The 23,728-nt window shown below is 34.4% G+C and carries 25 protein-coding genes and 2 other annotated features; of the genes, 19 read left to right on the plus strand and 6 right to left on the minus strand.

The genetic code is table 11. The features are described 5' to 3' along the window. On the plus strand, positions 1–111 hold a 111-nt coding region (locus J6D32_RS07820; RefSeq protein ID WP_287467520.1), incomplete at its 5' end, for an IS3 family transposase. A 47-nt stretch (positions 112–158) separates the two neighbouring features. On the opposite strand, the gene J6D32_RS07825 is transcribed toward J6D32_RS07820, so the two are convergent. Next, positions 159–458: a rhodanese-like domain-containing protein gene (locus J6D32_RS07825; RefSeq protein WP_040763862.1), complete on the minus strand. Its 300-nt coding sequence runs from the start codon at positions 456–458 to the stop codon at positions 159–161. Between the two features lie 132 nt (positions 459–590). Between J6D32_RS07825 and J6D32_RS07830 the strand changes: the two genes are divergently transcribed. From J6D32_RS07830 to J6D32_RS07855, 6 genes are all read left to right on the plus strand, one after another. Continuing rightward, the gene (locus J6D32_RS07830) at positions 591–1,466 is read left to right on the plus strand and encodes a helix-turn-helix domain-containing protein (protein WP_006784130.1); all 876 of its coding nucleotides are present in this window, start codon (positions 591–593) and stop codon (positions 1,464–1,466) included. A gap of 285 nt (positions 1,467–1,751) precedes the next feature. After that, positions 1,752–2,852, plus strand: a complete 1,101-nt coding sequence (locus J6D32_RS07835; protein ID WP_006784131.1) for an ABC transporter ATP-binding protein — start codon at positions 1,752–1,754, stop codon at positions 2,850–2,852. Positions 2,853–3,045: 193 nt separating this feature from the next. Beyond that, positions 3,046–3,258, plus strand: a binding site (T-box leader). A 102-nt stretch (positions 3,259–3,360) separates the two neighbouring features. Beyond that, positions 3,361–3,576: a binding site (T-box leader), on the plus strand. An 87-nt stretch (positions 3,577–3,663) separates the two neighbouring features. Continuing rightward, the gene (locus J6D32_RS07840; RefSeq protein WP_006784132.1) at positions 3,664–4,494 is read left to right on the plus strand and encodes a transporter substrate-binding domain-containing protein; all 831 of its coding nucleotides are present in this window, start codon (positions 3,664–3,666) and stop codon (positions 4,492–4,494) included. 26 nt (positions 4,495–4,520) lie between these two features. Next, the gene (locus J6D32_RS07845) at positions 4,521–5,183 is read left to right on the plus strand and encodes an amino acid ABC transporter permease (RefSeq protein ID WP_006784133.1); all 663 of its coding nucleotides are present in this window, start codon (positions 4,521–4,523) and stop codon (positions 5,181–5,183) included. Further along, on the plus strand, positions 5,176–5,898 hold the full coding sequence (locus J6D32_RS07850; protein WP_009606816.1) for an amino acid ABC transporter ATP-binding protein: 723 nt from the start codon (positions 5,176–5,178) through the stop codon (positions 5,896–5,898). Before J6D32_RS07845 ends, J6D32_RS07850 begins: the two co-directional genes overlap by 8 nt. Positions 5,899–5,908: 10 nt before the next feature. Then, positions 5,909–7,582, plus strand: coding sequence for a M14 family metallopeptidase (locus tag J6D32_RS07855; protein WP_055164886.1), 1,674 nt, complete (start codon positions 5,909–5,911; stop codon positions 7,580–7,582). Between the two features lie 38 nt (positions 7,583–7,620). Here J6D32_RS07855 and J6D32_RS07860 read toward each other — a convergent pair whose 3' ends face one another. The 3 genes from J6D32_RS07860 to J6D32_RS07870 form a co-directional block, all read right to left on the minus strand. Further along, the gene (locus J6D32_RS07860; protein ID WP_009606835.1) at positions 7,621–8,592 is read right to left on the minus strand and encodes a LacI family DNA-binding transcriptional regulator; all 972 of its coding nucleotides are present in this window, start codon (positions 8,590–8,592) and stop codon (positions 7,621–7,623) included. A gap of 103 nt (positions 8,593–8,695) precedes the next feature. Further along, positions 8,696–10,027: an MATE family efflux transporter gene (locus tag J6D32_RS07865; protein ID WP_006784137.1), complete on the minus strand. Its 1,332-nt coding sequence runs from the start codon at positions 10,025–10,027 to the stop codon at positions 8,696–8,698. Between the two features lie 24 nt (positions 10,028–10,051). Further along, positions 10,052–11,902 (minus strand): glycoside hydrolase family 13 protein, encoded by a 1,851-nt coding sequence (locus tag J6D32_RS07870; protein WP_006784138.1) that lies wholly within the window; start codon positions 11,900–11,902, stop codon positions 10,052–10,054. 259 nt (positions 11,903–12,161) lie between these two features. Between J6D32_RS07870 and yunB the strand changes: the two genes are divergently transcribed. From yunB to nucF, 3 genes are all read left to right on the plus strand, one after another. Continuing rightward, positions 12,162–13,004 carry a sporulation protein YunB gene (yunB, locus tag J6D32_RS07875; protein ID WP_006784139.1) on the plus strand — a complete coding sequence of 281 codons (843 nt, stop codon included), beginning with the start codon at positions 12,162–12,164 and terminating at the stop codon, positions 13,002–13,004. A 110-nt stretch (positions 13,005–13,114) separates the two neighbouring features. Then, positions 13,115–13,411, plus strand: coding sequence for a YutD family protein (locus J6D32_RS07880; protein ID WP_006784140.1), 297 nt, complete (start codon positions 13,115–13,117; stop codon positions 13,409–13,411). Between the two features lie 29 nt (positions 13,412–13,440). After that, positions 13,441–14,199 carry a 5' nucleotidase NucF gene (gene nucF / locus J6D32_RS07885; RefSeq protein ID WP_006784141.1) on the plus strand — a complete coding sequence of 253 codons (759 nt, stop codon included), beginning with the start codon at positions 13,441–13,443 and terminating at the stop codon, positions 14,197–14,199. A 23-nt stretch (positions 14,200–14,222) separates the two neighbouring features. Here the strand turns inward: nucF and dapF are convergent, their stop codons facing one another. Further along, positions 14,223–15,056, minus strand: coding sequence for a diaminopimelate epimerase (dapF, locus tag J6D32_RS07890; protein ID WP_006784142.1), 834 nt, complete (start codon positions 15,054–15,056; stop codon positions 14,223–14,225). Positions 15,057–15,138: 82 nt separating this feature from the next. Between dapF and J6D32_RS07895 the strand changes: the two genes are divergently transcribed. Further along, a complete protein-coding gene (locus tag J6D32_RS07895; RefSeq protein ID WP_006784143.1) occupies positions 15,139–15,375 on the plus strand; it encodes a NifU family protein in 237 nt (78 codons plus the stop codon). A gap of 58 nt (positions 15,376–15,433) precedes the next feature. Here J6D32_RS07895 and J6D32_RS07900 read toward each other — a convergent pair whose 3' ends face one another. Then, complete coding sequence (locus tag J6D32_RS07900) at positions 15,434–16,354, minus strand: YutH/CotS family kinase-like spore coat protein (protein WP_006784144.1); 921 nt, start codon at positions 16,352–16,354, stop codon at positions 15,434–15,436. 91 nt (positions 16,355–16,445) lie between these two features. Between J6D32_RS07900 and J6D32_RS07905 the strand changes: the two genes are divergently transcribed. The 8 genes from J6D32_RS07905 to J6D32_RS07940 all read left to right on the plus strand — a co-directional run bounded on the left by J6D32_RS07905 (position 16,446) and on the right by J6D32_RS07940 (position 23,433). Then, positions 16,446–16,949, plus strand: coding sequence for a phosphatidylglycerophosphatase A family protein (locus J6D32_RS07905; protein ID WP_006784145.1), 504 nt, complete (start codon positions 16,446–16,448; stop codon positions 16,947–16,949). A 28-nt stretch (positions 16,950–16,977) separates the two neighbouring features. Then, positions 16,978–17,442 carry a divergent PAP2 family protein gene (locus J6D32_RS07910; protein WP_006784146.1) on the plus strand — a complete coding sequence of 155 codons (465 nt, stop codon included), beginning with the start codon at positions 16,978–16,980 and terminating at the stop codon, positions 17,440–17,442. Positions 17,443–17,523: 81 nt separating this feature from the next. Further along, the gene (locus J6D32_RS07915) at positions 17,524–18,513 is read left to right on the plus strand and encodes an NAD(P)/FAD-dependent oxidoreductase (protein ID WP_287467518.1); all 990 of its coding nucleotides are present in this window, start codon (positions 17,524–17,526) and stop codon (positions 18,511–18,513) included. A 245-nt stretch (positions 18,514–18,758) separates the two neighbouring features. Continuing rightward, the gene (locus J6D32_RS07920; protein WP_006784148.1) at positions 18,759–19,130 is read left to right on the plus strand and encodes a CvfD/Ygs/GSP13 family RNA-binding post-transcriptional regulator; all 372 of its coding nucleotides are present in this window, start codon (positions 18,759–18,761) and stop codon (positions 19,128–19,130) included. A gap of 4 nt (positions 19,131–19,134) precedes the next feature. Continuing rightward, entirely contained in the window at positions 19,135–20,487 is a 1,353-nt protein-coding gene (locus tag J6D32_RS07925; RefSeq protein ID WP_006784149.1) for a glucose-6-phosphate isomerase, read from the plus strand. Between the two features lie 391 nt (positions 20,488–20,878). Then, positions 20,879–21,718 carry a hypothetical protein gene (locus tag J6D32_RS07930; RefSeq protein ID WP_055166494.1) on the plus strand — a complete coding sequence of 280 codons (840 nt, stop codon included), beginning with the start codon at positions 20,879–20,881 and terminating at the stop codon, positions 21,716–21,718. A gap of 425 nt (positions 21,719–22,143) precedes the next feature. Beyond that, positions 22,144–22,647, plus strand: a complete 504-nt coding sequence (gene cysE / locus J6D32_RS07935; protein WP_009606588.1) for a serine O-acetyltransferase — start codon at positions 22,144–22,146, stop codon at positions 22,645–22,647. A gap of 84 nt (positions 22,648–22,731) precedes the next feature. Beyond that, positions 22,732–23,433, plus strand: a complete 702-nt coding sequence (locus J6D32_RS07940) for an N-acetylmuramoyl-L-alanine amidase (protein ID WP_006784152.1) — start codon at positions 22,732–22,734, stop codon at positions 23,431–23,433. The last annotated feature ends 295 nt before the right edge of the window (positions 23,434–23,728 follow it).

The raw sequence follows: 23,728 nt of genomic DNA on the forward strand, positions 1-23,728 counted from the left end.
GAAGCAATTGAAGAATATATTGACTACTATAATCATAAACGAATCAAAAGAAAATTGGCTGGCATGAGTCCAGTTCAATACCGAATTCATACCAGCCAATTGGCTGCTTAATATTTAGTTCAACTTTTTGGGGTCACTACACACTCTTGTCCCTTTTTTTATCTGAATCGCATATTAGCATAACCACCTTGCACAGAGACTACCCGGTACCCCAAAGGTTCTAGCATCATACAGGCTCGATAACTTTCACTCCCACTATCGCAAATTAAAAAGTAGGTTGAATTCAGCGTTAAAAATTTTTCGGGGTACATGACAATCGATTGATATGGAATATTAACTGCACCAGGAATATGAAACTCCGAAAATTCATAGGGAGATCTTATATCAATGACAATTGGTTTTTGCTTACTACTACCCATAAGTTGAGAAAGCTGACTAGGACTAATTATTTTAGGCATCTTTTTATCCTCCTTTATAAGTTTCTAGTAAATCTTTTTTAATACCCTCATCCGTTAAACTGCTATTTTATAGGAATTTAAAAAATGATATACTTACTGTATATATTATGAGGGGAAGGGTGAGGGTGTCATATGCTTTTACAATTAAAACAATTATACGGGGAACAATGTATCGTTGACGAAATTCCAGACTATCCAAATGACTATTATTGGTATAAAGATGATCAAAATCACCTCATCGGTATCAAAAAAGGGATCTCAAAACAAGAGAAAAAATTACTAGGGGTTATGCTTGAAGAGGTTGTAGGCGTTGATTTTAATCAACAAATCAAATTATTGTGGCTAGAATTACTGTTACACAATAAAAAAAGTTTATTAGACATGATTCAAAAAGACGGAAATGAAATTAGATTTATCTTCTTTGCCCACCATTTTGATGGTGATACTAAACTAGAGTTTGATGAACTTATCAAAGAATTAAATGAAAAATGTATTGTCCTCTTTTTAAGCCGTGAGTTTGGTGTCATTATCGATTTTCAAACAAAAGAAGAACATAATCTAGAAGAACTCGCACAAGCGATTCAACAAGACTTCTATCACAACATTAATTTTTATCAATCAGACTGTTATTTAGTTGATTCAAACATTTCGCAGGCCTTTTTGAATGAATATGAACTTTATAAAAAATATCGAAATACGACTAAGTTGACGGTTAGTTCACACGATTTACTACTACAATATATGATTCAAAATTTAAATCTATACGAAGGCTATTCCCATTTTGTCGAGAAGTTTAACAAAATCCCCTATGACTTATTAGAAGTTGCTAAAGTTTATATGGAAAACAACTTTAATATATCCGTTGGTGCCAAGATGATCTATATGCATCGCAATACGTTCATGAACAAACTTGAACGATTTATCCAATTAAGTGGACTCAATATTAAAGAATTCCATGATGCTTTGATTGCCTATGTCATCATTAATCAAATGGAAAAAAACACTTAAACTGTCATCTTGTATGACGGTTTTTTTCATCAAATTTGGAGTAGATGAGAAGCTTTTAGTTGTCTAGAATCCCGTTGATGTCATAGATCATAGAATCGAGATTTAATAGTGTGTTCGACGACATCAAGGAATAGCTTAGCTTTTAATTTGCGATGTAAAATTAAAGGTTTAGAGCCCCTTATACACTTTGCACAATTTATGTATGCGTTTTATGTGCAGTTTGTTTATTGATAAAAAATCGTTTTCATTCTATAATTTAACTATCACATGAGGGAGGAATTAAAAATGGCTGAAATTAAATTAAAAAATATTTACAAAATCTATGAGAACAATCCAAATCCATCGGTAACTGACTTCAATTTAGATATCGCGGACCGCGAATTTATCGTATTCGTTGGACCATCTGGATGTGGGAAATCTACTACTTTACGTATGATCGCAGGGTTAGAAGAAATTTCTAAAGGGGAATTCTATATTGATGGTGTGTTAATGAATGACGTAGCACCAAAAGATCGTGATATCGCGATGGTATTCCAATCTTACGCGTTATATCCACATATGAATGTATATGATAACATGGCATTCGGATTAAAATTACGTAAAATTCCTAAAGATGAAATCGACCGTCGAGTTAAAGATGCTGCTCGAATCTTAGGTCTTGAACAATATTTAGATCGTAAACCAAAGGCGTTATCAGGGGGACAACGTCAACGTGTTGCTTTAGGGCGTGCAATCGTTCGTGATGCAAAAGTATTCTTAATGGATGAGCCATTATCAAACTTAGATGCTAAATTACGTGTTGCCATGCGTTCAGAAATCATTAAATTACATGAGCGTTTAGCAACAACTACTATCTACGTAACACATGACCAAACAGAAGCGATGACAATGGCGTCTCGTATCGTTGTTATGAAAGACGGAGTTATCCAACAAATCGGTTCTCCAAAAGAAATCTACGATAACCCAGCAACTGTATTCGTTGGAGGATTCATCGGTTCACCTGCTATGAACTTCATCCACGGTAAAGTAGCTAACGGATATTTCGTAGCTGACAACCAAAAATTCCGTATTCCTGAAGGAAAATACAATATGTTAAAACAAAAAGGATACGATAATAAAGAAATCATCTTCGGTATTCGTCCAGAAGATATTCATGATGAGCCAATCGTAACTGATACTTACGAAGAAGCAAAATATATTGCTGAAATCGAAGTTGCTGAGTTACTTGGACATGAATCAATCCTTTACACTAATTTAGCGGGACAACAATTAGTTGCTAAAGTAGATGCTCGTTCAGATATCCGTATGGGAGATAAATTAGAAGTTGCTTTAGATATGAACAAATGTCACTTCTTCGATGTTGACACTGAAAAAGCTATTCGTTAATCGAAGTTTAAAAAATAATATATACACACACTTTAAAGCTGTATCTTGAATAAGATACAGCTTTTTTTGTCTCTTCATCCTAAATCTAATCGGACTTTTAAAGGATTGAAAATATCTTCTGATAGAATGAAGTTTTGATTAGAAAATGGTGGGAGAATTTGATTGATTTATCTTGTACATTATTATTAACTTAAAATAATCAATGATCAAGAGAGTAGAAGTAGAGCATATCTAACAGCGAGTAGGGGGATGAGAGCCTAAAAGTGATTCTATTTTGAAGCGCACTTGTGAGAGTTTATCTGAACTAAGAGTAGGATAAGACGCCTACCTGCGTTAAGGGTTAGAGGGAAACATATTTTGTTATATGTTTAACTGGAGTGGTACCGCGGTCTTAATCGTCTCTAGAATTAATAGTCTAGAGGCGTTTTTTTTATTTTATTAATAAAACAACAAATGGAAATATTTGGTTGACAAACAGAGGTGAATCCTGTATGTTAGTAATAACTTAAAAAAATCGATGATCAAGAGAGTAAGGGTAGAGGGAACTTAACAGCGAGTAGGGAATGGTGAAAGCCTACAGGAACATCTATTCTGAAGCGCACTTGTGAGAGCTTATCTGAACCAAAAAGTAGGATAAGACGCCTGCCTGCGTTAAAGGTTAAAGGGAAACATATTTTGTTATATGTTTAACTGGAGTGGTACCGCGGTCTTAATCGTCTCTAGAATTAATAGTCTAGAGACGATTTTTTTTATTCTTCAAGGGCCCTGAAGATAAAAAAACAAAAAGATGAACTTAAGGGAGAGATGAACAATGAAAAAAATGATTAAAGGTTTAGTCTTTATAGGAATATGCTTATCAGTACTGGGTGGATGTGCACAAAGTTCAAATGAAACGAGTCGATTCGATAAAATAAAAGAAACTAAAAAAATAACCATGGCGACAAGCCCAGATTATGCACCTTATGAATTTATTGATCCAACAAAGTCAGGATCGGAACAATATGTAGGAGCAGACATTGAACTTGGAAAATATATCGCACAAAAATTAGGTGTTGAATTAGAATTGAAGATTATGGATTTTAGTGCTGTTTTAGCTGCCATTAGTGAGGGAAAAGCTGATATGGCGATTTCAGGACTAGGATATAAGCCTGAACGTGCAGAAGCAATGGAGTTTAGTGAGGCCTATAATACATCTGAAGATGGAGACGGTGATGGATTTTTAATTCGTGCAGAAGATGTCGAAAAATATAAAACATTAGAAGATTTTAATGGAGTTAGTATTGCAGCTCAAAGTGCTTCATTACAAGAAGGATATGTTAAAGACCAATTACCAAATGCCCAAATTAATACCATTGCCTCTCTTTCAGATGGTGTCTTACGTGTTCAAAGTGGAAAGTCAGACGCGTTAGCTATCTCATATTCAACAGGAGAGCAGTATGTGAACGCCAATAAAGATTTAGTCATGAGTTCTGTCTTGTTTGAAGGAAATGATTCAGAAGGAACCATGATTGGAATTGTTAAAGGGGAAACAGAATTAGTCGAAGCCATCAATGAAATCATCCAAGAGGTAAAAGAACAAGGATTATATCAACAATGGGAAGAGGCGTATATAGCCTATGCTAAAAGCTTAGGAATTGAATAAGACGCATTAAGGAGGAGTGTGAGAACATGGTTCAAGATATGATTAAAATTTTAGATCAGTACTGGTATGTCTTTTTAGAAGGGCTAGGGGGAACGTTAAGTCTAGCTGCTATCACGGTTTTCTTTGGAATGATTTTCGGGGCAGTTCTTGCCATCATTAAGTTATCAAAATCAAAAATTGTTCAATTCATTTCAACCGCTTATATCGAAATTATTAGGGGAACACCTTTACTGTTACAACTTTATTTCTTTTGGTTATTTTTGCCGAAATACTTACCATTTGAAATCTCAGATTGGACTTGTATTGTCATTGCCTTAGTTATTAACAGCAGTGCCTATGTTGCCGAAATTATCCGTGCCGGAATTCAAGCGGTTGACAAAGGACAGATGGAGGCTGCTAAAAGTCTTGGAATGAGTGATGTCCATATGATGACTCGCATCATCTTCCCACAAGCCGTTAAAAATATTTTACCAGCGCTTGGGAATGAATTTATCATGATGGTCAAAGAAACATCACTCGCATCAGTCTTCTTTATCAACGATTTAATGACCTCGTATCAAATGATAAAATCGGCCACATTCAAACCGATTGCACCACTTATGATTACCGCGGTCATCTATTTTATTGTCACATTTAGCTTATCAAAAGTAGTTAAAGCGATGGAAGGGAGATTGAGTGTCAGTGATTAAAGTTGAAAAATTAAGTAAATCATTTGGAGATTTAAAAGTATTAGATGAAATTACCGAAGAAATTCATCAAGGGGAAGTGGTATCCATCATAGGTCCGAGCGGCAGTGGAAAAAGTACATTTTTACGTTGCTTAAATCTACTTGAAAAGCCGAGTAGTGGGCGCGTTATCTTTGAAGGAACCGATATAACAGATAAAAAAGTAAACATCGATTTACACCGTCAAAAAATTGGGATGGTCTTTCAACATTTTAACGTCTTTCCTCATTTAACTGTCCTTGAAAATATTACGATTACGCCAAGGCTTGAAAAGAAAGTTCCAAAAGCAGAAATTGAAGCCAAAGCATTAGGATTATTAAAAAAAGTTGGGCTTGAAGAAAAAGCAAATGAATACCCACGAAAATTATCAGGGGGACAAAAACAACGTCTAGCAATTGTTCGTGCCCTTGCGATGGACCCAGATGTCATTTTATTTGATGAACCAACGAGTGCACTCGATCCTGAGATGGTAAAAGAAGTCCTTGAGGTGATTAAAGATTTAGCCGTGAATGGAATGACGATTGTCATTGTGACGCATGAGATGGGATTTGCTAAACAAATTAGTGATCGTGTGCTATTTATGGATGGGGGCAATATTTGCGAACAAGGAACGCCACAGCAAATTTTTGATAACCCACAACATCCACGTACGCAAGCCTTTTTAAGTAAAGTGCTATAGGGGGGATTTAATGTTAACGACGTTTAAATATGATCATTATTATTTATATGATGAATTAAAAGATTGTCTTAAGATATTACAAGATAAATATCCTCATTTAATGAGTGTCGAATCCATTTGTGAAACAGATGAACAAAAACAAGTCTTTGCCGTGACGCTCACGAATCAAAACACAGGGGCGCCACATACGAAGCCTGCCTTTTATATGGATGGTAATCATCATGCAGGTGAAGTAACAGGTTCCATGGCCGCGATGCATACGATTGATTATCTAGTGACAAATGAAAGCCCATTACTAAATGATTATACGGTATATGTTATTCCACGTATGTCACCAGATGGAGCGGAAGCCTATTTAACCAGTGCAGAGAAACTTCGCTCAGTGAATCGAAATTATCCGTATGAGGAAAAAGAAGCGGGATTGCATCCTAGTGATCTAGATGGTGATGGTGTCATTCGTTTAATGCGTGTTAAATCACCGTATGGTGCTTGGAAAATTTCAAGTGATGATTCACGAATCATGATTAAGCGCCAGCCGGATGAGGTGAATGGAGATTTTTATAACGTTTATCCTGAAGGGGAAATTGTTGGATTTGATGGGATCAATATTAAACTAGCTAAAAATAAATGGGGGCTTGATTTTAATCGAAATTATCCATTTGGATGGTTCCCAGATGCCCGTCAACCGGGTTCAGGGAAATATCCACTTTCAAATCCTGAAAATAAAGCGGTGGCTGACTTTATTATTAACCATTCGAATATTAGCTTAGCTTCAACGCTTCATACGAGTGGAGGAATGATTATCTATCCACCTGGGATACATCCTGAAAAAAAAGCTCATCCCTTTGATATGAAGTTATATAAAACGATTGGAAAAATGGGAACAGATGAAACAACGTATCCATGCTACAACATTTTTGATGCTTTCTTGACAGATACTGTTAATTATTCATCAGGTGCCTTTGATGATTGGTGCTACTTTACCCAAGGAATTTTAACTTATACCGTTGAACTATGGGATATGAAAAAGCACGCCGGAATTTCCCATACTTGGCCACGCATTGCCCATCAAGAGGTTGAAAAAGAGCTGGAAGATTATAAAAAGCAACTGGCGTGGATTGATACGAATGTTTCAAAAGAAGCAGGATTTAAGGAATGGACAAAGATTAATCATCCGCAACTCGGTGAAGTTGAAATAGGTGGATGTGATTTCAAATATACGATGCAAAACTGTCCGCCACATCTACTTCAGACCGAGATAGAAAACAACACCAAATTTATGTTGCGTCAAATTGCGACGCTTCCAAAATTAGTTTTTGCATCTGTAGAGGTGATTCAAGTAGCTCCCAATCTTTATCAAATGGAAGTCGTTGTTTCAAATCAAGGCTATCTTCCAACCTATGTTTGTGAACAAGCTAAAACGGTGAAAGTTGATCAACCAGTCACTGTTTCATGTGTTGGAGAAGTTAAATTGATAAACAGTGAAGAAACTCAGACCATCGGCCATCTAGAAGGATTTTCAGGAATTAAAACAGAGTATAGCTATGATGGAATTCAGACCGAGAATCATGCCCCTATTTTGAAAAAAGTAACGTGGTTGATTCAAGCTAAGACAGGGACCACCGTTACCTTAATAGCTACTCAACCTAAAGCAGGACGAATTGAAAAAAGCATGTCCTTATAGAATAAAAAATACCGTGAAGCAGCGCCTCACGGTATTTTTTATTTTGTTGACTCACGTTCGATGAGTTCAACAGGTAATGTAATATGTAATTGTTCAATCGGTTCCTTTTTAATTAACTTAAATAAGGTTTCAGCAGCGATTTCTCCCATTGATTGAATCGGTTGGGCAATAGTTGTAATCGTTGGATCGGTAAATTCACAGATGCTGATGTTATCATATCCAACAATTTGAACATCTTCTGGGACTGAACGTCCTAATTTTTTTAAACAACGCATCGCACGCGCTGCAATGATGTCACTTCCAGCAAAGATTCCATCAATTTGAGGATGCGTAATTAAAAATTTATAAATTTCTGAGGTATTATCTGTTGAAAAATCAAGCTCTACCGTATGGACACGAATATAGGGATCACGGTTCATCGTCTCTAAAAAGCCATTACAACGTTCATTCGCAGGTGCAACTGTTGATGGACCTCGGAATTGAACGATATTTTTACATCCGAGTGACATGAGTCGATTGGCTGCTAAAATTCCTCCCATATAATTATCGGCTGTAACAGATGGGATATCTTTACTGATAATACGATCCAGTGCGACAATTGGAATATCTAAATTAGTATAAGAAGCGATATCCGGTGAATTTGAGCATAAAATTAGACCATCAATTTTATTGGTTGAGAATATTTGTAAATATTCTTTTTCACGATCAATACTCTCCTTTGAAGTACATAGCATTGTTTTATAGCCATGATGTAAAATAACCTCTTCCATCCCTGAAATCATGTCGTTGAAAAATTCATTCTTTAAATCAGGAATAATAACTCCAATAATTTTTGATGATTTTCGATAAAGTGAACGGGCAATTTCATTTGGAACGTAATTTAATTCTTCGATTGCCTTCATTACAAGCTCTTTTGTATGTTCATTAACGTAACCTTTACTATTAATAACACGAGAAACGGTCGCGACTGATACATTCGCAAGCTTTGCTACGTCTTTAATATTTGCCAAATTTGCCACCCCTAAAACTATTTATGTAATCGTTAACCTATCCCTTAATTATAAAGACGTGAGCTGTTAATGTCAATCATCGTCTCGATGTAAAACGCTAAAATTAGGAAATAAACGACTTATTTACCCATTTTTGGGACTTCCAACGAATGGTGAAGACCAGTCCTCGGAAACACTCATCCACTGCAAATGCAATCCAAATACCAGCTAATCCAAGACCAAACCAAATCCCAAGAACATAAGCGACTGGAATACAAATGACCCACATCCCAACAATCCCTAAAATAAATGGATAATTAATATCTCCCGCTGCTTTTAAAGCATTCGTTAAGACAAGATTTGTTGCACGACCAATTTCTAAGAATACATTAATTAATAAAAGCGTGTGTCCAAGACTTAGAATATTTGCATCACTTGTAAAAATTCCAAATAAAAAATCACTGCCTAAGTAACAAATAATTGAAAGTCCAAGTGAGACGGATACGGCTAATCTCTGCGTTTTAAATGTCTGATGCGAAACCTCATCTGTTTTTTTCTCACCAATCAAATAGCCTACTAACACTTGATTTCCTTGAGCAATTGCTAAACTGAATAAATAAACAAACATCGAAATATTCCCCGTATAAACACGCGTTGTAATCGCTAGTGTTCCAAGCATGGAAACAAAGGAAATAATAATGACTTGTGATGTTGAATAAGCAAGTTGTTCAAGAGCTGATGGGACTCCGATTTTTAAAATATTTTTAACATCTTGAAGTGGCCAAGATTTGAAGAAGTGTGTTGAAAATTTGAACTCAATTTTACGATAAATAATCACAGCAATCAAGACAACCGTTACGAATCGACTAAATACCGTTGAAATAGCGACTCCAACCGGTCCTAGTTCTTTGACCCCAAACAATCCATAGATAAATAGGGCATTCCCACAAATATTAATCAGATTGGCAATTAACGTAATAATCATGGAATGTTTCGTATACCCAAAGCTTCGTAAGATGCCACTTAAGACCGGTTGAATGGCCATTAAAAATAAAAAGCTTCCAATAATTTTCGTATAATTAAGCGTTATATCCATAATTTCAAGTGGCGTATTCATGAATGTTAAAATATATTTTGAACACGTAATCATCACAACACTTAAAATAATACCAATCAAAAAGTTGGCCCCAATCGAAACGATTGAGACCTCGCATGCCTTCGTTTGATTTTTGGCTCCTAAATTTTGTGATACTAAGATAATCGTTCCCGCTGCCACAAAGTTGAACATCACCCCAATCAAGTTAATGACTTGATTCGACATTCCAACAGCGGCTACTGCATTATCCGAATAGGCGCTTAACATGAAGGTATCGACCATTCCCATAAGCATGAACAGTGTCAACTCAATGAAAATAGGCCACGATAATTGAAATAATGATTTTTTTTCAAATGACATAACTTTCCCCCCTAAAGCCAGTTACTATTTAACTGGCACTAATAATAGGGCAGAAAGAGGTGCTATTTTTACCCTATTTTTAATGATCATTTCCTCATCAGTCATAAGGTTACGATACATTTGATTCATCGTAGTTGGAACACTAACTGATTTTGCCTCATCTTGATTATTTAAAATCACATAGATTTCTTCGTCTTTGAAAACTTTTTTGAAGATGATCACATTCTCTTTATCATTTGTTTCAATCCACTGTAATTCATGAGAACGCATCGCCGGATAGTTTTTACGAATGCGAATTAATTGTTTTAAATAATCATACATTTCACGATCTTGTTTTTCTTCATCCCAAATCATACAACGACGGCATAGTGGATCCGCTCCACCATCTAAACCAATTTCGCCACCATAATAAATACAAGGTGAACCGGTTTGTGTCATTTGGAAGGTATAAGCTAATAACGCTTTTGCTTTATTACCTTCGCAAGTCGTTAATAAACGCGTTGTATCGTGACTATCTAGTAAATTAAAAGCCACTTCATTTACATTGTGAGCGTAGTCTGTATAAATCTTATTAATCGCTACTTTAAACTCAGATGGCTTCATTCGATCTTTTGCAATAAACTCGAGCATCGCGTCTGTTAATGGATAATTCATAACGGCATCAAATTGATCACCATTTAACCAAGGTTGAGAATCATGCCAAATCTCACCTAAGATATAGACATCATCCTTGATTTCACGAACCGCTTTTCTAAATTCACGCCAGAATGCATGATCGACTTCATTAGACACATCTAAACGCCATCCATCAATGTCAAATTCACGAACCCAATAACGCCCAACTTCTAAGAAATAATCTAACACTTCTGGATTTTCTGTATTTAACTTTGGCATATTCTCACAAAATGCGAAAGCATCATAATTTAATCCATTAGGTTGTAAAATTTCATCAAAATCTTCTTCAATTAATGGGAACTTACGAATATGGAACCAGTCTTTGTATTCTGATTTTTCACCATTTTTCACAACATCTTGCCATTGTGGGAAATTCCAACCGCAGTGATTGAAGACAGCATCTAACATAATACGAATCCCACGGGCATGTGCTAACTCAACAAATTGTTTGAATAATTCTTTTGTTCCAAATTGAGGATCAATTTCAAAGTAATCTTCCGTATCATATTTGTGAGTTGATGGTGATTTAAAAATCGGGCAGAAGTAGATTCCTGTAATTCCTAAATCCTCAATATGATCTAAGTGATCGATAATTCCTTGAATATCGCCTCCAAAGAACGTATCGTATTTTGGATCAACAGATCCCCATTCGACTACATTTTTAGGATCAATTGAAGCATCTCCATTTGCAAAACGTTCAGGGAAGATTTGATACCATACGGTTTCTTTTACCCAAGCAGGAGCATTGAAAACATCAATACCATTTAAGAATGGGAAGCAGAAGAAGTTTCCTAAGTTTTCAAAGTGTGTTTTTTCCTCAGTCATATCTGAATCTTTTGCTTTATTAGTTAAATTAACAATTTTCTTTTCCCCAAATAAAATTTGTTCTTTATCTGACTCTAAAACGAAAGCATAACGCATACGTCTAAACTCTGGGCTGACAGCCGCAATCCAATAATCAAATAATTCAGTTGATGCTTCTTTTTTCATTTCAACGGTTTTTGACATCCAACCACTAGCACCTTCAGCGTTTAAGTTTCCGCCACCACCACCAGCAACCCAGTGATAAGGATCTCCGAAAATAACCTCTGCGCGTTCTACTTCATCTTTAGCCGTACGAATACGAAGGTGAATGGTCTTTTTATCGTATGCGTAAGCATAGTTTTGTTTTGGTCGATGATAAATTGCATGATAGTTCATTAAAATTTCACTCCTTTTTATTATAAAACTGTTCAATGTTATCCCCTCAATTGAATATATATTTAATAATCATTGAATTCAGTTATTAAATCGCATCCATTTTATTGGCTACGTTTTCATTATGCCACCTTAGCAATTGAATTTCAATGAGTTTTTGAAACGTTTCACCTGTGTAACCGGTTTTCTAAATTGGAAACAATAAAATTCAGGAAGTGACAATTAACGACACAATGAACTAAGGGAGGAAAAGAAGTAAAATATGAGGCGACGTCGAAGAAGAAAACGATATTATATTAATCTAAAAAAATGGAGAAGAATAGGCATCGCGGTTTTAGTTGGATGGGGAATTTATGTTAGTTTAACCTTTATGTATCAGAATCTATATCCCGTTGTCATGACTTATGCGAAGGCTCAAACGACAAATATCGCCACCTTAATTATTAAGGAAGGCATTGCGCAAAGCGAACTCGTCAACTTCAAAATAGATGAAGTCATTAAATTTAAAGAAAATGATGAGGGACTCGTCAGTAGCATCATCGTCAATACACCTGTTTTGAATCGCTTGCTCGTTTCAACTACCCAGCAAATAGAAGAGAAATTACTGCTCGTGGAGAGTGGTGACTTAACTGAACTTGGTTTGGATGCTATCTATGGGGGACCTTATGAAGATGGCGTCTTGATTAATATTCCATGGGCGGCGGCCTTTAATTTGTCGCTGTTTCATGATATTGGTCCAAGTTTTCCGGTGAGTGTTAAGCTAAATGGAAGTACTGTAACTGACATTGTAACAGAAGTTAAACCATACGGAATCAATAATGCCTTACTTGAAATTTTATTAAAAGTAGATGTCAAATTAGAGGTCTTATTACCGTTTAAATCGGATGAAGTCACTGTCTCAGTTTCAAGTCCACTGGTATTAAAAATGATTACGGGACAAACACCACAATACTATTACATTGGAAATAGTTCGGCATCACCAATGAATCCAATTTCGGGTAGTACAGATACTTCATCTAGCAACTCAAATACGCAAACACCAGTACCAAATCCATCACCTGAACAAAGTGTAGCAGAGGGAATGGAAAACCTTTTATTAGAATAACCTAACAAAAGCCGTATTTTTAAACTGAAAAAATACGGCTTCTGACATAAAAATTAACTTTAATCATGATTTATGATAAAATAACTATTAATAGACTAGGAGGTAGTGAGGTGAAAAAAGTGAGCCGATATCGTTATAAATTAGTGAAATCCCATCTAGTGGAATTTGAAGAAGAATTATTTTATCAAAAATTAACTGAAATTTTAGAAAAATACGATGTAATTGTGGGGGATTTTTCAGGAGGCCAATTACGTTTAAAAGGCTTCTATTATAACGAGCGCAAAAATGTTCCACTGGAATTAAAATGTATCACGATTCCAGAATATTTAACAGAATATTGCGTTTATGGATGCCCCTATTATGTATTAGAAAAAATCACCGTTCAACCTGAAACTGCAACTGAATAATAAATGAGATAGACAACGAGGAAGATAGCATGTATAAAGGATATTTAATCGACTTAGATGGAACAGCTTACCGAGGATGTGAGGTCATAAACGAAACGTTACAATTTGTAAAAAAACTTCATGAAAAGCAAATTCCGTATTTATTTTTAACAAATAACAGTTCTAAAACACCAGACATGGTGGCAGACGTCTTACAAAAACATGGTTATCCTGTCACAAAAGAGCAGATTTACACACCATCTATGGCAACGGCTCAATATATTTATGAGCAAAATCCAAATGCCAAGGTTTATATGATTGGTGAAATTGGTCTTGAAACAGCTTTGCTTGAAAAAGGACTGACGTTAACATCTGAGCAACCAGACTATGTTGTTATTGGACTTGATCGTGACATTAACTATGAAAAGTATGGATTAGCTTGTCTTGGAATTCGACAAGGGGCAACTTTCATTTCAACGAATGGCGATGTTGCCATTCCAACTGAGCGTGGATTGATGCCAGGTAATGGTGCCTTAACATCTGTTATTACCGTTTCTACGGGTGTTGATCCTATTTTTATTGGGAAGCCAGAGCGTATCATCATGGAAAAAGCCCTTGAGATGATTAAGGTTCCAAGGCAAGAAGTGGCCATGATTGGTGATAACTATTTTACAGACATTTTAGCTGGAATTAATGCTAATATTCCAACCATCTATATTGAAGGGGGCGTTTCACTTCGTGAAGAAGTCATGAGTTACGACGCTAAGCCAACCCATATTTTAAAAGACCTATCAGAATTTAATATTTAAAAAAAGGCCCAAGGGCCTTTTTTTTAGTCTTCATCAAAATAAGTTCCACAGCAGACCTTCGTTGTTTTTCCTGATGCCAAAAGATGATCGTTTAAATCCCACTTAACTTCTAAAATTCCACCAGGTAAGTACACCTTGATGATTTCATTAGGAAGCACTTGTCGTCTAACAACGGCACTCGCAACCGCAGCAGCCGTATTCGTTCCACACGCGCCTGTAAAACCAGCTCCACGCTCATAAGTTGTTAATTTTAATTCGTGATCATTTATGACAGTTAACATTCCAACATTGACATCGTAACGCTTTGATAAGCGCCCCATTTCCTCGTAAAAGGTATGATGATCTTCATCCGTGTATATAATAAAATGAGGATTTCCCATCGAAATCATATCCACCATCCAAATGCCGAATGATGTTTCAATTTCTTTACAATACTTTGTGACATCACTTTTAAGGCTCAGTGGTTCATAAGGTTCAGTTAACATATGTGCAAGTCCTAAGTCTACTGTGATGACATCTTTATCATGTGTTAACGTGGAAATATTAGCATCTGTTTCGACTAAGATTTGATCTTGATTAAAACGGTCAATTTCCATTAAATATCGACCTATGAGCCGTAATCCATTTCCGCATGTTTTAGCTCTAGATCCATCTTTATTATAAATCATCATTTTTACATCTGCTATATCAGAGGGGGTTAAAATGATGATACCGTCCGATAAAATTCCGGTACTTGCATCCGTTATTTTAAGTGCTAATTGTGACCAGTCCATATTACTTTTAGGTTGTTCTAGCAGGTTGATAATGAGGTAGTTATTACCTAGTGTAGATAGCTTAGTAAAAAAAAAGGTAGCCAAATTGATTCCTCCTTAAGTATATCTGTTTACTTTTTCACTTACCCGTTTTATAATTTAACTAATTCATAATGAGGTGATAGCAGTGAACGAAACAGAAAAACAAATCGTTGAGATTCTTGAAAAGTTAAGACCCTATTTACAACGTGATGGTGGCGATGTTGAATACATTAAATTTGAAGATGGAATCGTTTATGTTCGAATGCTAGGAGCATGTGTTGGATGTGCTTCAATGGATTCAACATTAAAAGATGGAATTGAGCAAATTTTATTAGAAGAAGTTCCTGGTGTTATCGGCGTTGAAAATGTAGATGAATTTTAATTCAATATAAAAAAGAGGTCCTCTATTATTCTTATTCAATAGGGGCCTCTTTTTTACATTAATTTGAATATTTTGCTTCACGTTGCACCCATTCTGGTACCCTTAGTTCGATGAGTGTACTTTGGTAAACCTCATAAGGAAGTTGATAGAGAAGTTTACTATATTGCATGGCTTGCTCATATAAGGCCGGAACATCAATTTCTTCATCGGCTCTTAGGTTATACAGGGCGTCATAAAACTGAGTCGGAAAATAAAGCCGTGCATAAAGAAGTTGCCATTCTTCTTTAGTCAATGGATTAACCTGATTTATAATTTGAACAAAGGTACGAACTTGATTCAAATCGAGATTCATTAAGTAAAGATGACGAATATATTCGCAATAGCATCTTGCCTTATTATCAAGTGTCACTAACTGTGGAGAAAAAAATTCATATTTATAGGTTGTCGGTGTGAGACGCATATGGCAAAGCGAAACCAAATATTCTGTTGTTGCGATTTCATTTATAAAAGTATAAGCTTGCTCATTTAAATGAATATAATACGTAGCTAAATCAAAAAATAAAGAGCGATTCTCAGGTGGTAGCTGATCAATTAAAACATTTAGTTGTTCTTCATGAAGTTGTGTTTTGGCTAACCACCTTTGCTTTAATTCGCTCGCTAATGGATAGGGTTTAGGATAAATGACAGGAATATTCAATGTTTTAATATCGACATATTCATGTAAGGGTGTCATAGATTCTAAGACATAGTAATGCTGATTTTCAAATAGAACAGTCGTTGTATTTTCTTTAGAGAGTAGCACACGTTGAGTTGAACTATATTGTAAAAGTTGTAGAAGATGGAAAAAAACTGTATTCTTCTCTTTTCCAACTGATATAATATATATATATCGGTCACCAAAGTTTGTATAATAGATATCATTCAACTGTTCTAAATGATCGATATGGAGTTGATAGTACCAATTAATTAGCTCCTTCATTCGAATCATCCTCTAATTTTAAGATAGGTATCTAATCTATATCTATGCTAGTGTGATATATAAATATGATAATTGAAGGGATGAAAATAAAATGGATCAAAAACAATTAACAGATTTAACTATTCAAAGAATTAAAGATAGAGGCGTTACATTAGAACAAATTGCAGAGCTTACACACTTTTTACAAGTCTCTTACTGTAAAGAATTAACATTAGAAGAATGTCTTGAAAATGTTAAGGCTGTTTTAGGAAAACGTGAAGTTCAAAACGCTGTTTTAACAGGAATTCGTCTAGATGAATTAGCAGAGATGAAATTATTAGAAGGACCGCTACAAGAAATGGTTGATACAGATTACTCCTTGTACGGAATTGATGAAATTTTAGCCTTCTCTATTTTAAATGTCTATGGTTCAATTGGTTTTACTAATTATGGATATATTGATAAATTAAAACCAGGTATTTTAGGAGAAATTGATGCTAAGGGAAAAGGTGAAGGATGTTGTCAAACATTTATGGATGATTTAATAGGAGCGATTGCAGCGGCAGCGGCTAGTCGTATCGCGCATCGTCGGGTAGGAAAAGCTGAAGTTGAATAATCAATTGGTTTAGAGGGGAGAGATTATTGTGTGGTTCAATTATGCACTCGAAGCAGCCATATTAGCTAATTTATTGGCACAAATCGTCAAAGTACCAATTCGTGTTCTTACGAAAAAAGAATGGAGTCCACGCTTATTAATCTCAACAGGTGGTATGCCAAGTTCACATTCAGCATTTGTGTCTGCCTTAGCAACGGCAGTTGGAGTGACAGACGGTATACATTCCACAACATTTGCTATCTCATTTTGTTTTGCAGCTGTGGTTATTTTTGATGCCATGGGAATTCGTCGCCATGCGGGTCAACATGCTGCTATGTTAAATCAGTTATTAGATGATTTAATGAAAAATGGTGATTTTTCAATTTTTCAAAATCCAAGTTACCAAAAAAGATTCAAAGAGTTACTGGGACATGAGCCTCTTGAAACATTTGCGGGAACATTATTTGGGATTTTTATTGCTTTTGTATACGCTATGATGATAGGTATTATTTAATAAAATAATTTGTATAAAAGTTGTTTGTGACACAACTTTTAGTTATAATTTAAGTACGATTTTAAAAGAGAGGTGAATCAGATGGCAGAACAAATTTTTGATTTAACAATTATCGGTGGAGGACCGGTTGGAATTTATGGAGCCTTTTATGCTGGGATGCATGGAATGAGCATTAAAATTATAGATGCACTTCCTGAGCTTGGGGGGCAATTAGCGGCATTATATCCTGAAAAATACATCTATGATTTACCAGGTCATCCTAAAATTAAAGCAGGAGAAATGGTAGAACAATTATTAACTCAGATGAATCAATACCAAGATAAAATTGATATTGTAACAAACACGACAGTAGAAACAGTTGAAAAATTAGAAGATGGAACATTTAAAATTTGTACGAATCAAGAGTGCCATTATTCACGCTCTGTGATTATCACAGCTGGAAACGGAGCCTTTACACCACGTCAATTAGATGTACCAAATGCAGAAGATTTTAATAATATTCATTATTTTGTTTCAAGTATGGATCGTTTTAAAGGGAAAGATGTCATCATTTTTGGTGGTGGCGATTCGGCAGTAGATTGGGCCTTAATGCTTGAGGGTGTTGCAAAAACAGTAAAAATTGTACACCGTCGTGATGATTTTAGAGCCCATGCTGCTAGTGTTGATCGATTAAAATCATCTACGGTTGAGATTTTAACGCCATATGTTGCAAAAAGTTTACTAGGTGAAAATAATCAAGTAACTGCTGTTGAGTTAACAAACTTGATAACAAATGCAACAGAAAAAGTAAATGCAAATGAAGTCATTGTTTTATTTGGATTTATTTCGTCACTTGGACCAATTAAAGATTGGGATTTAGAACTTGATAAAAATGCTTTATGTGTTAATCATCGTCAGCAGACAAGTGTTTCAGGAATTTATGCAGCGGGAGATGCTTGTACGTTCGATGGAAAAATTAAAATGATTACCACTGGATTTGGCGAAATGGTAGTTGCTATTAATGCTGCTATCCAATATGCTTATCCAGAAAAAGTTCATCGTCATAAACATAGCTCAGCTCTTGTTAAATAAAAAAAACGTCCGATTGGACGTTTTTTTTATTTAATTAGATGATAGGGGTGATAGACAAAAAATTAATAATCATTCAAATTATTATCAATATATAAGATTTTTTGAATGTTGTCATGGGTTAGTAGAGATTTTTAATTTTATTGAATATTTTTTTGTCCTTTTCATTTAAAAAATTTCACAAAGCGATTTTCTGGAAAAAAGTTTATGATATAATGTAAGGGTATGTATGAACTGAGGTGTAAATGATGAAAATCAAGGAAGGGAGTATCGTACGAGGAAAAGTTACAGGTATCCAGCCTTATGGAGCGTTCGTTCAATTGAGTGAAGATTGTAATGGTTTAATTCATATCTCGGAGTTGTCGGACGGATATGTTAAAGATATTCGTGATTTTGTTCATATTGGGGAATTTATTGATGTAAAAGTTCTTAAATTTAATTCTGAATCTTTACAAGCACGATTAAGTTTAAGAGGTGTTGCTAATAATAATTACCGGTATAATCGTATGAAGGCATCTGACTTTGAGACATCAAATGGATTTGCACCACTAGCACAACAATTACCCATTTGGATTCGAGATTCACTCGAGAAAATTGCAAGGGTTAACAAGGAGGATTAGCACAATGGGAAAATTCTTATCATTTAACTATGAAAATGCATCTTCATTCGTTGCATCACATGAATTAGAATATGCAAAAGAATTAGTACAAGTATTACACAATCGTATTCATGAACAAACAGGTGCAGGAAATGATTTTTTAGGATGGGTTGACTTACCTGAAAATTATGATAAAGATGAGTTTGCTCGTATTCAACAAGCAGCAGCTAAAATTCAATCTGATTCAGATGTTTTATTAGTTATCGGAATCGGTGGATCTTACCTTGGAGCGCGCGCTGCAATTGAAGCATTAAACAACCATTTCTATAATTTACAAAATAAAGAAGAACGTAAAGCTCCACAAATCATTTTTGTTGGACATCATATTTCTTCAACGTATGTTCAAGAGTTAGTGGATTACTTACAAGATAAAACTTTCTCAATTAATGTTATTTCTAAATCTGGTACAACAACTGAACCTGCTATCGCTTTCCGCGTATTTAAAAAATTATTAATTGAAAAAGTTGGACGTGAAGAAGCAAATAAGCGTATTTACGCAACAACTGATGCAGCTAAAGGTGCTTTAAAAACTTTAGCGACGAGCGAAGGATATGAGTCATTCATCGTTCCAGATAATGTTGGTGGACGTTTCTCAGTTTTAACAGCTGTAGGTTTATTACCAATTGCTGTAAGTGGTGTTAACATTGAAGAAATGATGCGTGGAGCAAATGATGCGCGTGTTGAATATGCTAATCCAAATTTAGCTGAAAATGAAGCATATCAATATGCTGTTATTCGTAATGCATTATACTCAAAAGGTAAAACAATTGAGATGTTAATTAACTATGAACCATCATTATTATACTTCAATGAATGGTGGAAACAATTATTCGGAGAATCTGAAGGTAAAGATCAAAAAGGTATTTTCCCTGCTGCAGCGTCATTCTCAACAGATTTACATTCAATGGGACAATATATTCAAGAAGGACGTCGCGATATCTTTGAAACAGTTATCAATGTTGCTAAGCCGAAATTTGAAGTAACACTTGAAGCTGAAGAAACAGATTTAGATGGATTAAACTATTTATCAGGAAAAACAATCGACTTCGTTAATAAAAAAGCATTCCAAGGAACATTATTAGCTCATGTTGATGGTGGAGTTCCAAATTTAATTGTTGATGTTCCTGAATTATCAGCATATAGTTTTGGATACTTAGTTTACTTCTTTGAAAAAGCTTGTGCAATGAGTGGATATATCTTAGGTGTTAATCCATTTGATCAACCAGGAGTAGAAGCGTACAAGAAAAATATGTTTGCTTTACTCGGAAAACCAGGTAACGAAGAATTAAAAGCTCAGTTAGAAGCTCGTTTAAAATAATCAAACTTTCAAACTTAGGGGTCATGTTATCCCTAAGTTTTTTTTGTCTTTATAAGCTCCTATAAGTAGAAAGTTTTATTGGATTACCTCATAAGTGATGCAAAGCCACTAATTCGCAAATGAAAGGCGTACGCAGAAATTTTTTATAGTCACTCTAGATATTGAAGTGATGAAATAACCAAAATTGGGATTTAGTAGCTAGGTTAGTAATGGTTTTGATATAATGTAAAACGTCTGTTTATAAATTATAAGAAAAAACCATATTATAAATAAAAGCGTAAAATGAGGATGAATAAGTTAGGTTTTCAAATGTTGAATTCTAATTCAAACATTGTTATAATTCCAACAATAGCGTATTTTGTCGATTTTTTTAGAGAAGGGAGAGATATACATGGTAGATCCAACAACATTAACAAAAGATGAGTTAATTTCGAATTTATGGTTAACTGATGAAATTATGAGCGAAATAGAGATTATCAAAGATGAAATCGAGAAAAAAAGGGTTTCACTTGAATCCACTATCCAATCAACAGAACAAGAATATTTGAAAACTGTTAAAGAAAACTATACGAAAAGTGAATTATATCAAGCACATCAAACCTATGATGATTTAATTGATCGTATGAAACATTTAAAAGGGATTGTAATTTTGATTGATTTAATTATTTGCATCTTGTTGGGATATTTATTTATTATGCAAGATGTAAAATTAATGTACGTCATGTTATTTTGGATTACTGTTCCTATACTGGTATACCTAATTTATGATCAAATTATCAAATATTATTTGAAAGCCAAAAAACCAAAACCATTATCGACTTTAGATGAGGTTATAGCGGAAGTTAAAACGAGTACGGAATATCTTCACATTTCTGATTCATTAATCGCAAAACATATCAAACAAGAAATGAAACAGTTAGAACTAAAAATCCAACAACTTGAAGTTTTATTAGATGAAAAAACAGTTCTTCCAGACATTTATAGAGTGCGTGCGAAAGACGTTGTTTGGTATCTAGAAAATCAGAGAGCGGATAATTTAAAAGAAGCGTTAGCTGCTTTAGTAGATTCAGATCATCGTGAACAAGTGAAGCAAATGATAGAACAACAAAATCATGAGATTGAAAAATTAAATGAAGTGACTGAAAAGTTAATAAAAGATAATCAAAAGTTAAAGCAACAAGTAGAACAACAATATCAACAAATTATTGAACTATCAAATCGTAAAAAATAGAAGCTATAAAACAGTGATACAAACGACATTATTTATGTGAATAATACCGTTTGTATCATTTTTTTATTATTGATCATTGTATGTAAAATATCTGAACATTTAGAGAAAGTTTAAAATAGGAATTGAGAAGGTGACCTTTCCAAATAAGCAGATATCTATGAGTGAAATTTATTTTGAAACTTTGAGGTTTTAAGTAATTCGTACACCTATTTTTCATAGTTTATTTTTAAACATCATCATTTTGAAAACTGAAAAGAGAATTATCTTTAAAGGGACGTAATCTAAATTAGCTTATTTCTTTTTATATAAAGATTATAAAATAATATAACGTTTGTTATCCAGATTAGAACAGAACGTATTTTTATTTTAGGCATAAGATAATAATAGATTATGGTATCTTCTTAAGCATAGGAGGGATAGAAAGTATGAGGGAGTATTTTCAGTCAATTAAGAAGCGAGATCCAGCGGCAAGAAACATTTTGCAAATTATTTTGACTTATCCGGGTGTTCATGCAGTTTTTTGGTATCGAATTGCTCATTTCATATATACGCATCACTTTAAATTAGTAGCGGAATGGATTATGTTTTGTGTAAGATGTACGATAAACATTGAGATTCATCCAGCTGCAATAATTGGAAAAAGATTGTTTATTGATCATGGAACGGGCGTGGTAATTGGAGCTACAAGTATAATTGGAAATGACGTGACAATGTATCATGGAGTAACATTAGGAGGAGTCGGACGAGGAGGGATTAATGGGAAAAGGCATCCAACGGTTGAAGATGGTGTAACAATTGGGGCAGGTGCTAAAATTTTAGGTGATATTACATTAGGAGAAGGATGTATTATAGGAGCGAATGCTGTTGTGTTAAAAGATGTACCACCTTATTCGACTTCAGTTGGAATTCCGAGTGTTATCAAAAAATAGGAATAAACAGCTAAATTTGATTTTTGTATTATATTTTAAAAAAAGTCCTCATAGAATTTTAAAAAAATAGTAAAGGTGATGAGGATGAAGAAAAGTATTTTACTAATGCTCTTTATACTAGTTTTATTTCTAAGTTTTATTCCAGTCATAATGGGGAAGTATAATAGTGATATTGATGGAGGAAGTGAAGGGAAACTAACCATTATTTTGGATGCGGGACATGGTGGGAAAGATGGAGGAGCATTGTCTGCTAGCGGTATAGTTGAAAAAGAAATTGTACTATCTGTTACAAAAAAGGTCGAAGACTATTTGAAATTGCAAGGATTTAATGTTATTCTAACCAGAGATGGAGATTATGATTTGGCTGCTACCGATGCTAAGAAGCGTAAGCAACAAGATTTGAATAAAAGAGTTCAAATTATGAATGAAAATTCAAATGCCATTGCTATTTCAATTCATGCTAATGCCATTACAAATAGTAAGTGGACTGGGGCTCAAACCTTTTATGATCCGAAAAAGGTTGAAAATAAAAAATTGGCAACTGCCATTATGATGAGTATGAAGTCTAATTTAGAAGGAACAACGACTCGTGAACCAAAATCAATTTCGAGTTTATTTATTTTAAAAAACTCAAATATTCCTACTGCATTAGTAGAGATTGGGTTCCTTTCTAATCCTGAAGAGGCGGATTTGCTGAATACTGAAAGTTATCAAGATCAAATTGCCTATTCCATTTATGAAGGAATATTATATTATATTGATAATCCTAATATGATTGTTGAGTAGTGAATAGATTTATTAAAGATTTGGTTAAACCAAGTCTTTTTTTATTTGTAATAGAATAAATAAAAAAAAAACAAAAATGTATTTGACATGTTTCGACAGATATGTTAATATTAAGAAGTCGTCAGGGATGACAACTTGAAATCGAAAGAATTCGAAAAAAACTTCAAAAAAGTGTTTGACAGAAAGAGTTAAACATGATAAGATAATCAAGTCGCTGAAACAAGTGACAAAGAAGTTCTTTGAAAACTAAACAGAACGTCAACAAACATTACTTTAAGAAAATAAGTTTCTTAAA

It is taken from the genome of Turicibacter sp. (assembly GCF_017941855.1).
Classification (GTDB): domain Bacteria; phylum Bacillota_I; class Bacilli_A; order MOL361; family Turicibacteraceae; genus Turicibacter; species Turicibacter sanguinis.

Bases quoted from the DNA above. Each gene is read 5' to 3' on its own strand.
- J6D32_RS07840 (WP_006784132.1), top strand. From the start codon at position 3,664: ATGAAAAAAATGATTAAAGGTTTAGTCTTTATAGGAATATGCTTATCA.
- J6D32_RS07925 (WP_006784149.1), top strand. From the start codon at position 19,135: ATGGGAAAATTCTTATCATTTAACTATGAAAATGCATCTTCATTCGTT.
- J6D32_RS07915 (WP_287467518.1), top strand. From the start codon at position 17,524: ATGGCAGAACAAATTTTTGATTTAACAATTATCGGTGGAGGACCGGTT.
- J6D32_RS07905 (WP_006784145.1), top strand. From the start codon at position 16,446: ATGGATCAAAAACAATTAACAGATTTAACTATTCAAAGAATTAAAGAT.
- nucF (WP_006784141.1), top strand. From the start codon at position 13,441: ATGTATAAAGGATATTTAATCGACTTAGATGGAACAGCTTACCGAGGA.
- yunB (WP_006784139.1), top strand. From the start codon at position 12,162: ATGAGGCGACGTCGAAGAAGAAAACGATATTATATTAATCTAAAAAAA.
- J6D32_RS07825 (WP_040763862.1), bottom strand. From the start codon at position 458: ATGCCTAAAATAATTAGTCCTAGTCAGCTTTCTCAACTTATGGGTAGT.
- J6D32_RS07835 (WP_006784131.1), top strand. From the start codon at position 1,752: ATGGCTGAAATTAAATTAAAAAATATTTACAAAATCTATGAGAACAAT.
- J6D32_RS07900 (WP_006784144.1), bottom strand. From the start codon at position 16,354: ATGAAGGAGCTAATTAATTGGTACTATCAACTCCATATCGATCATTTA.
- J6D32_RS07830 (WP_006784130.1), top strand. From the start codon at position 591: ATGCTTTTACAATTAAAACAATTATACGGGGAACAATGTATCGTTGAC.
- J6D32_RS07940 (WP_006784152.1), top strand. From the start codon at position 22,732: ATGAAGAAAAGTATTTTACTAATGCTCTTTATACTAGTTTTATTTCTA.
- J6D32_RS07865 (WP_006784137.1), bottom strand. From the start codon at position 10,027: ATGTCATTTGAAAAAAAATCATTATTTCAATTATCGTGGCCTATTTTC.
- J6D32_RS07930 (WP_055166494.1), top strand. From the start codon at position 20,879: ATGGTAGATCCAACAACATTAACAAAAGATGAGTTAATTTCGAATTTA.
- J6D32_RS07870 (WP_006784138.1), bottom strand. From the start codon at position 11,902: ATGAACTATCATGCAATTTATCATCGACCAAAACAAAACTATGCTTAC.
- J6D32_RS07855 (WP_055164886.1), top strand. From the start codon at position 5,909: ATGTTAACGACGTTTAAATATGATCATTATTATTTATATGATGAATTA.
- cysE (WP_009606588.1), top strand. From the start codon at position 22,144: ATGAGGGAGTATTTTCAGTCAATTAAGAAGCGAGATCCAGCGGCAAGA.
- J6D32_RS07845 (WP_006784133.1), top strand. From the start codon at position 4,521: ATGGTTCAAGATATGATTAAAATTTTAGATCAGTACTGGTATGTCTTT.
- J6D32_RS07920 (WP_006784148.1), top strand. From the start codon at position 18,759: ATGAAAATCAAGGAAGGGAGTATCGTACGAGGAAAAGTTACAGGTATC.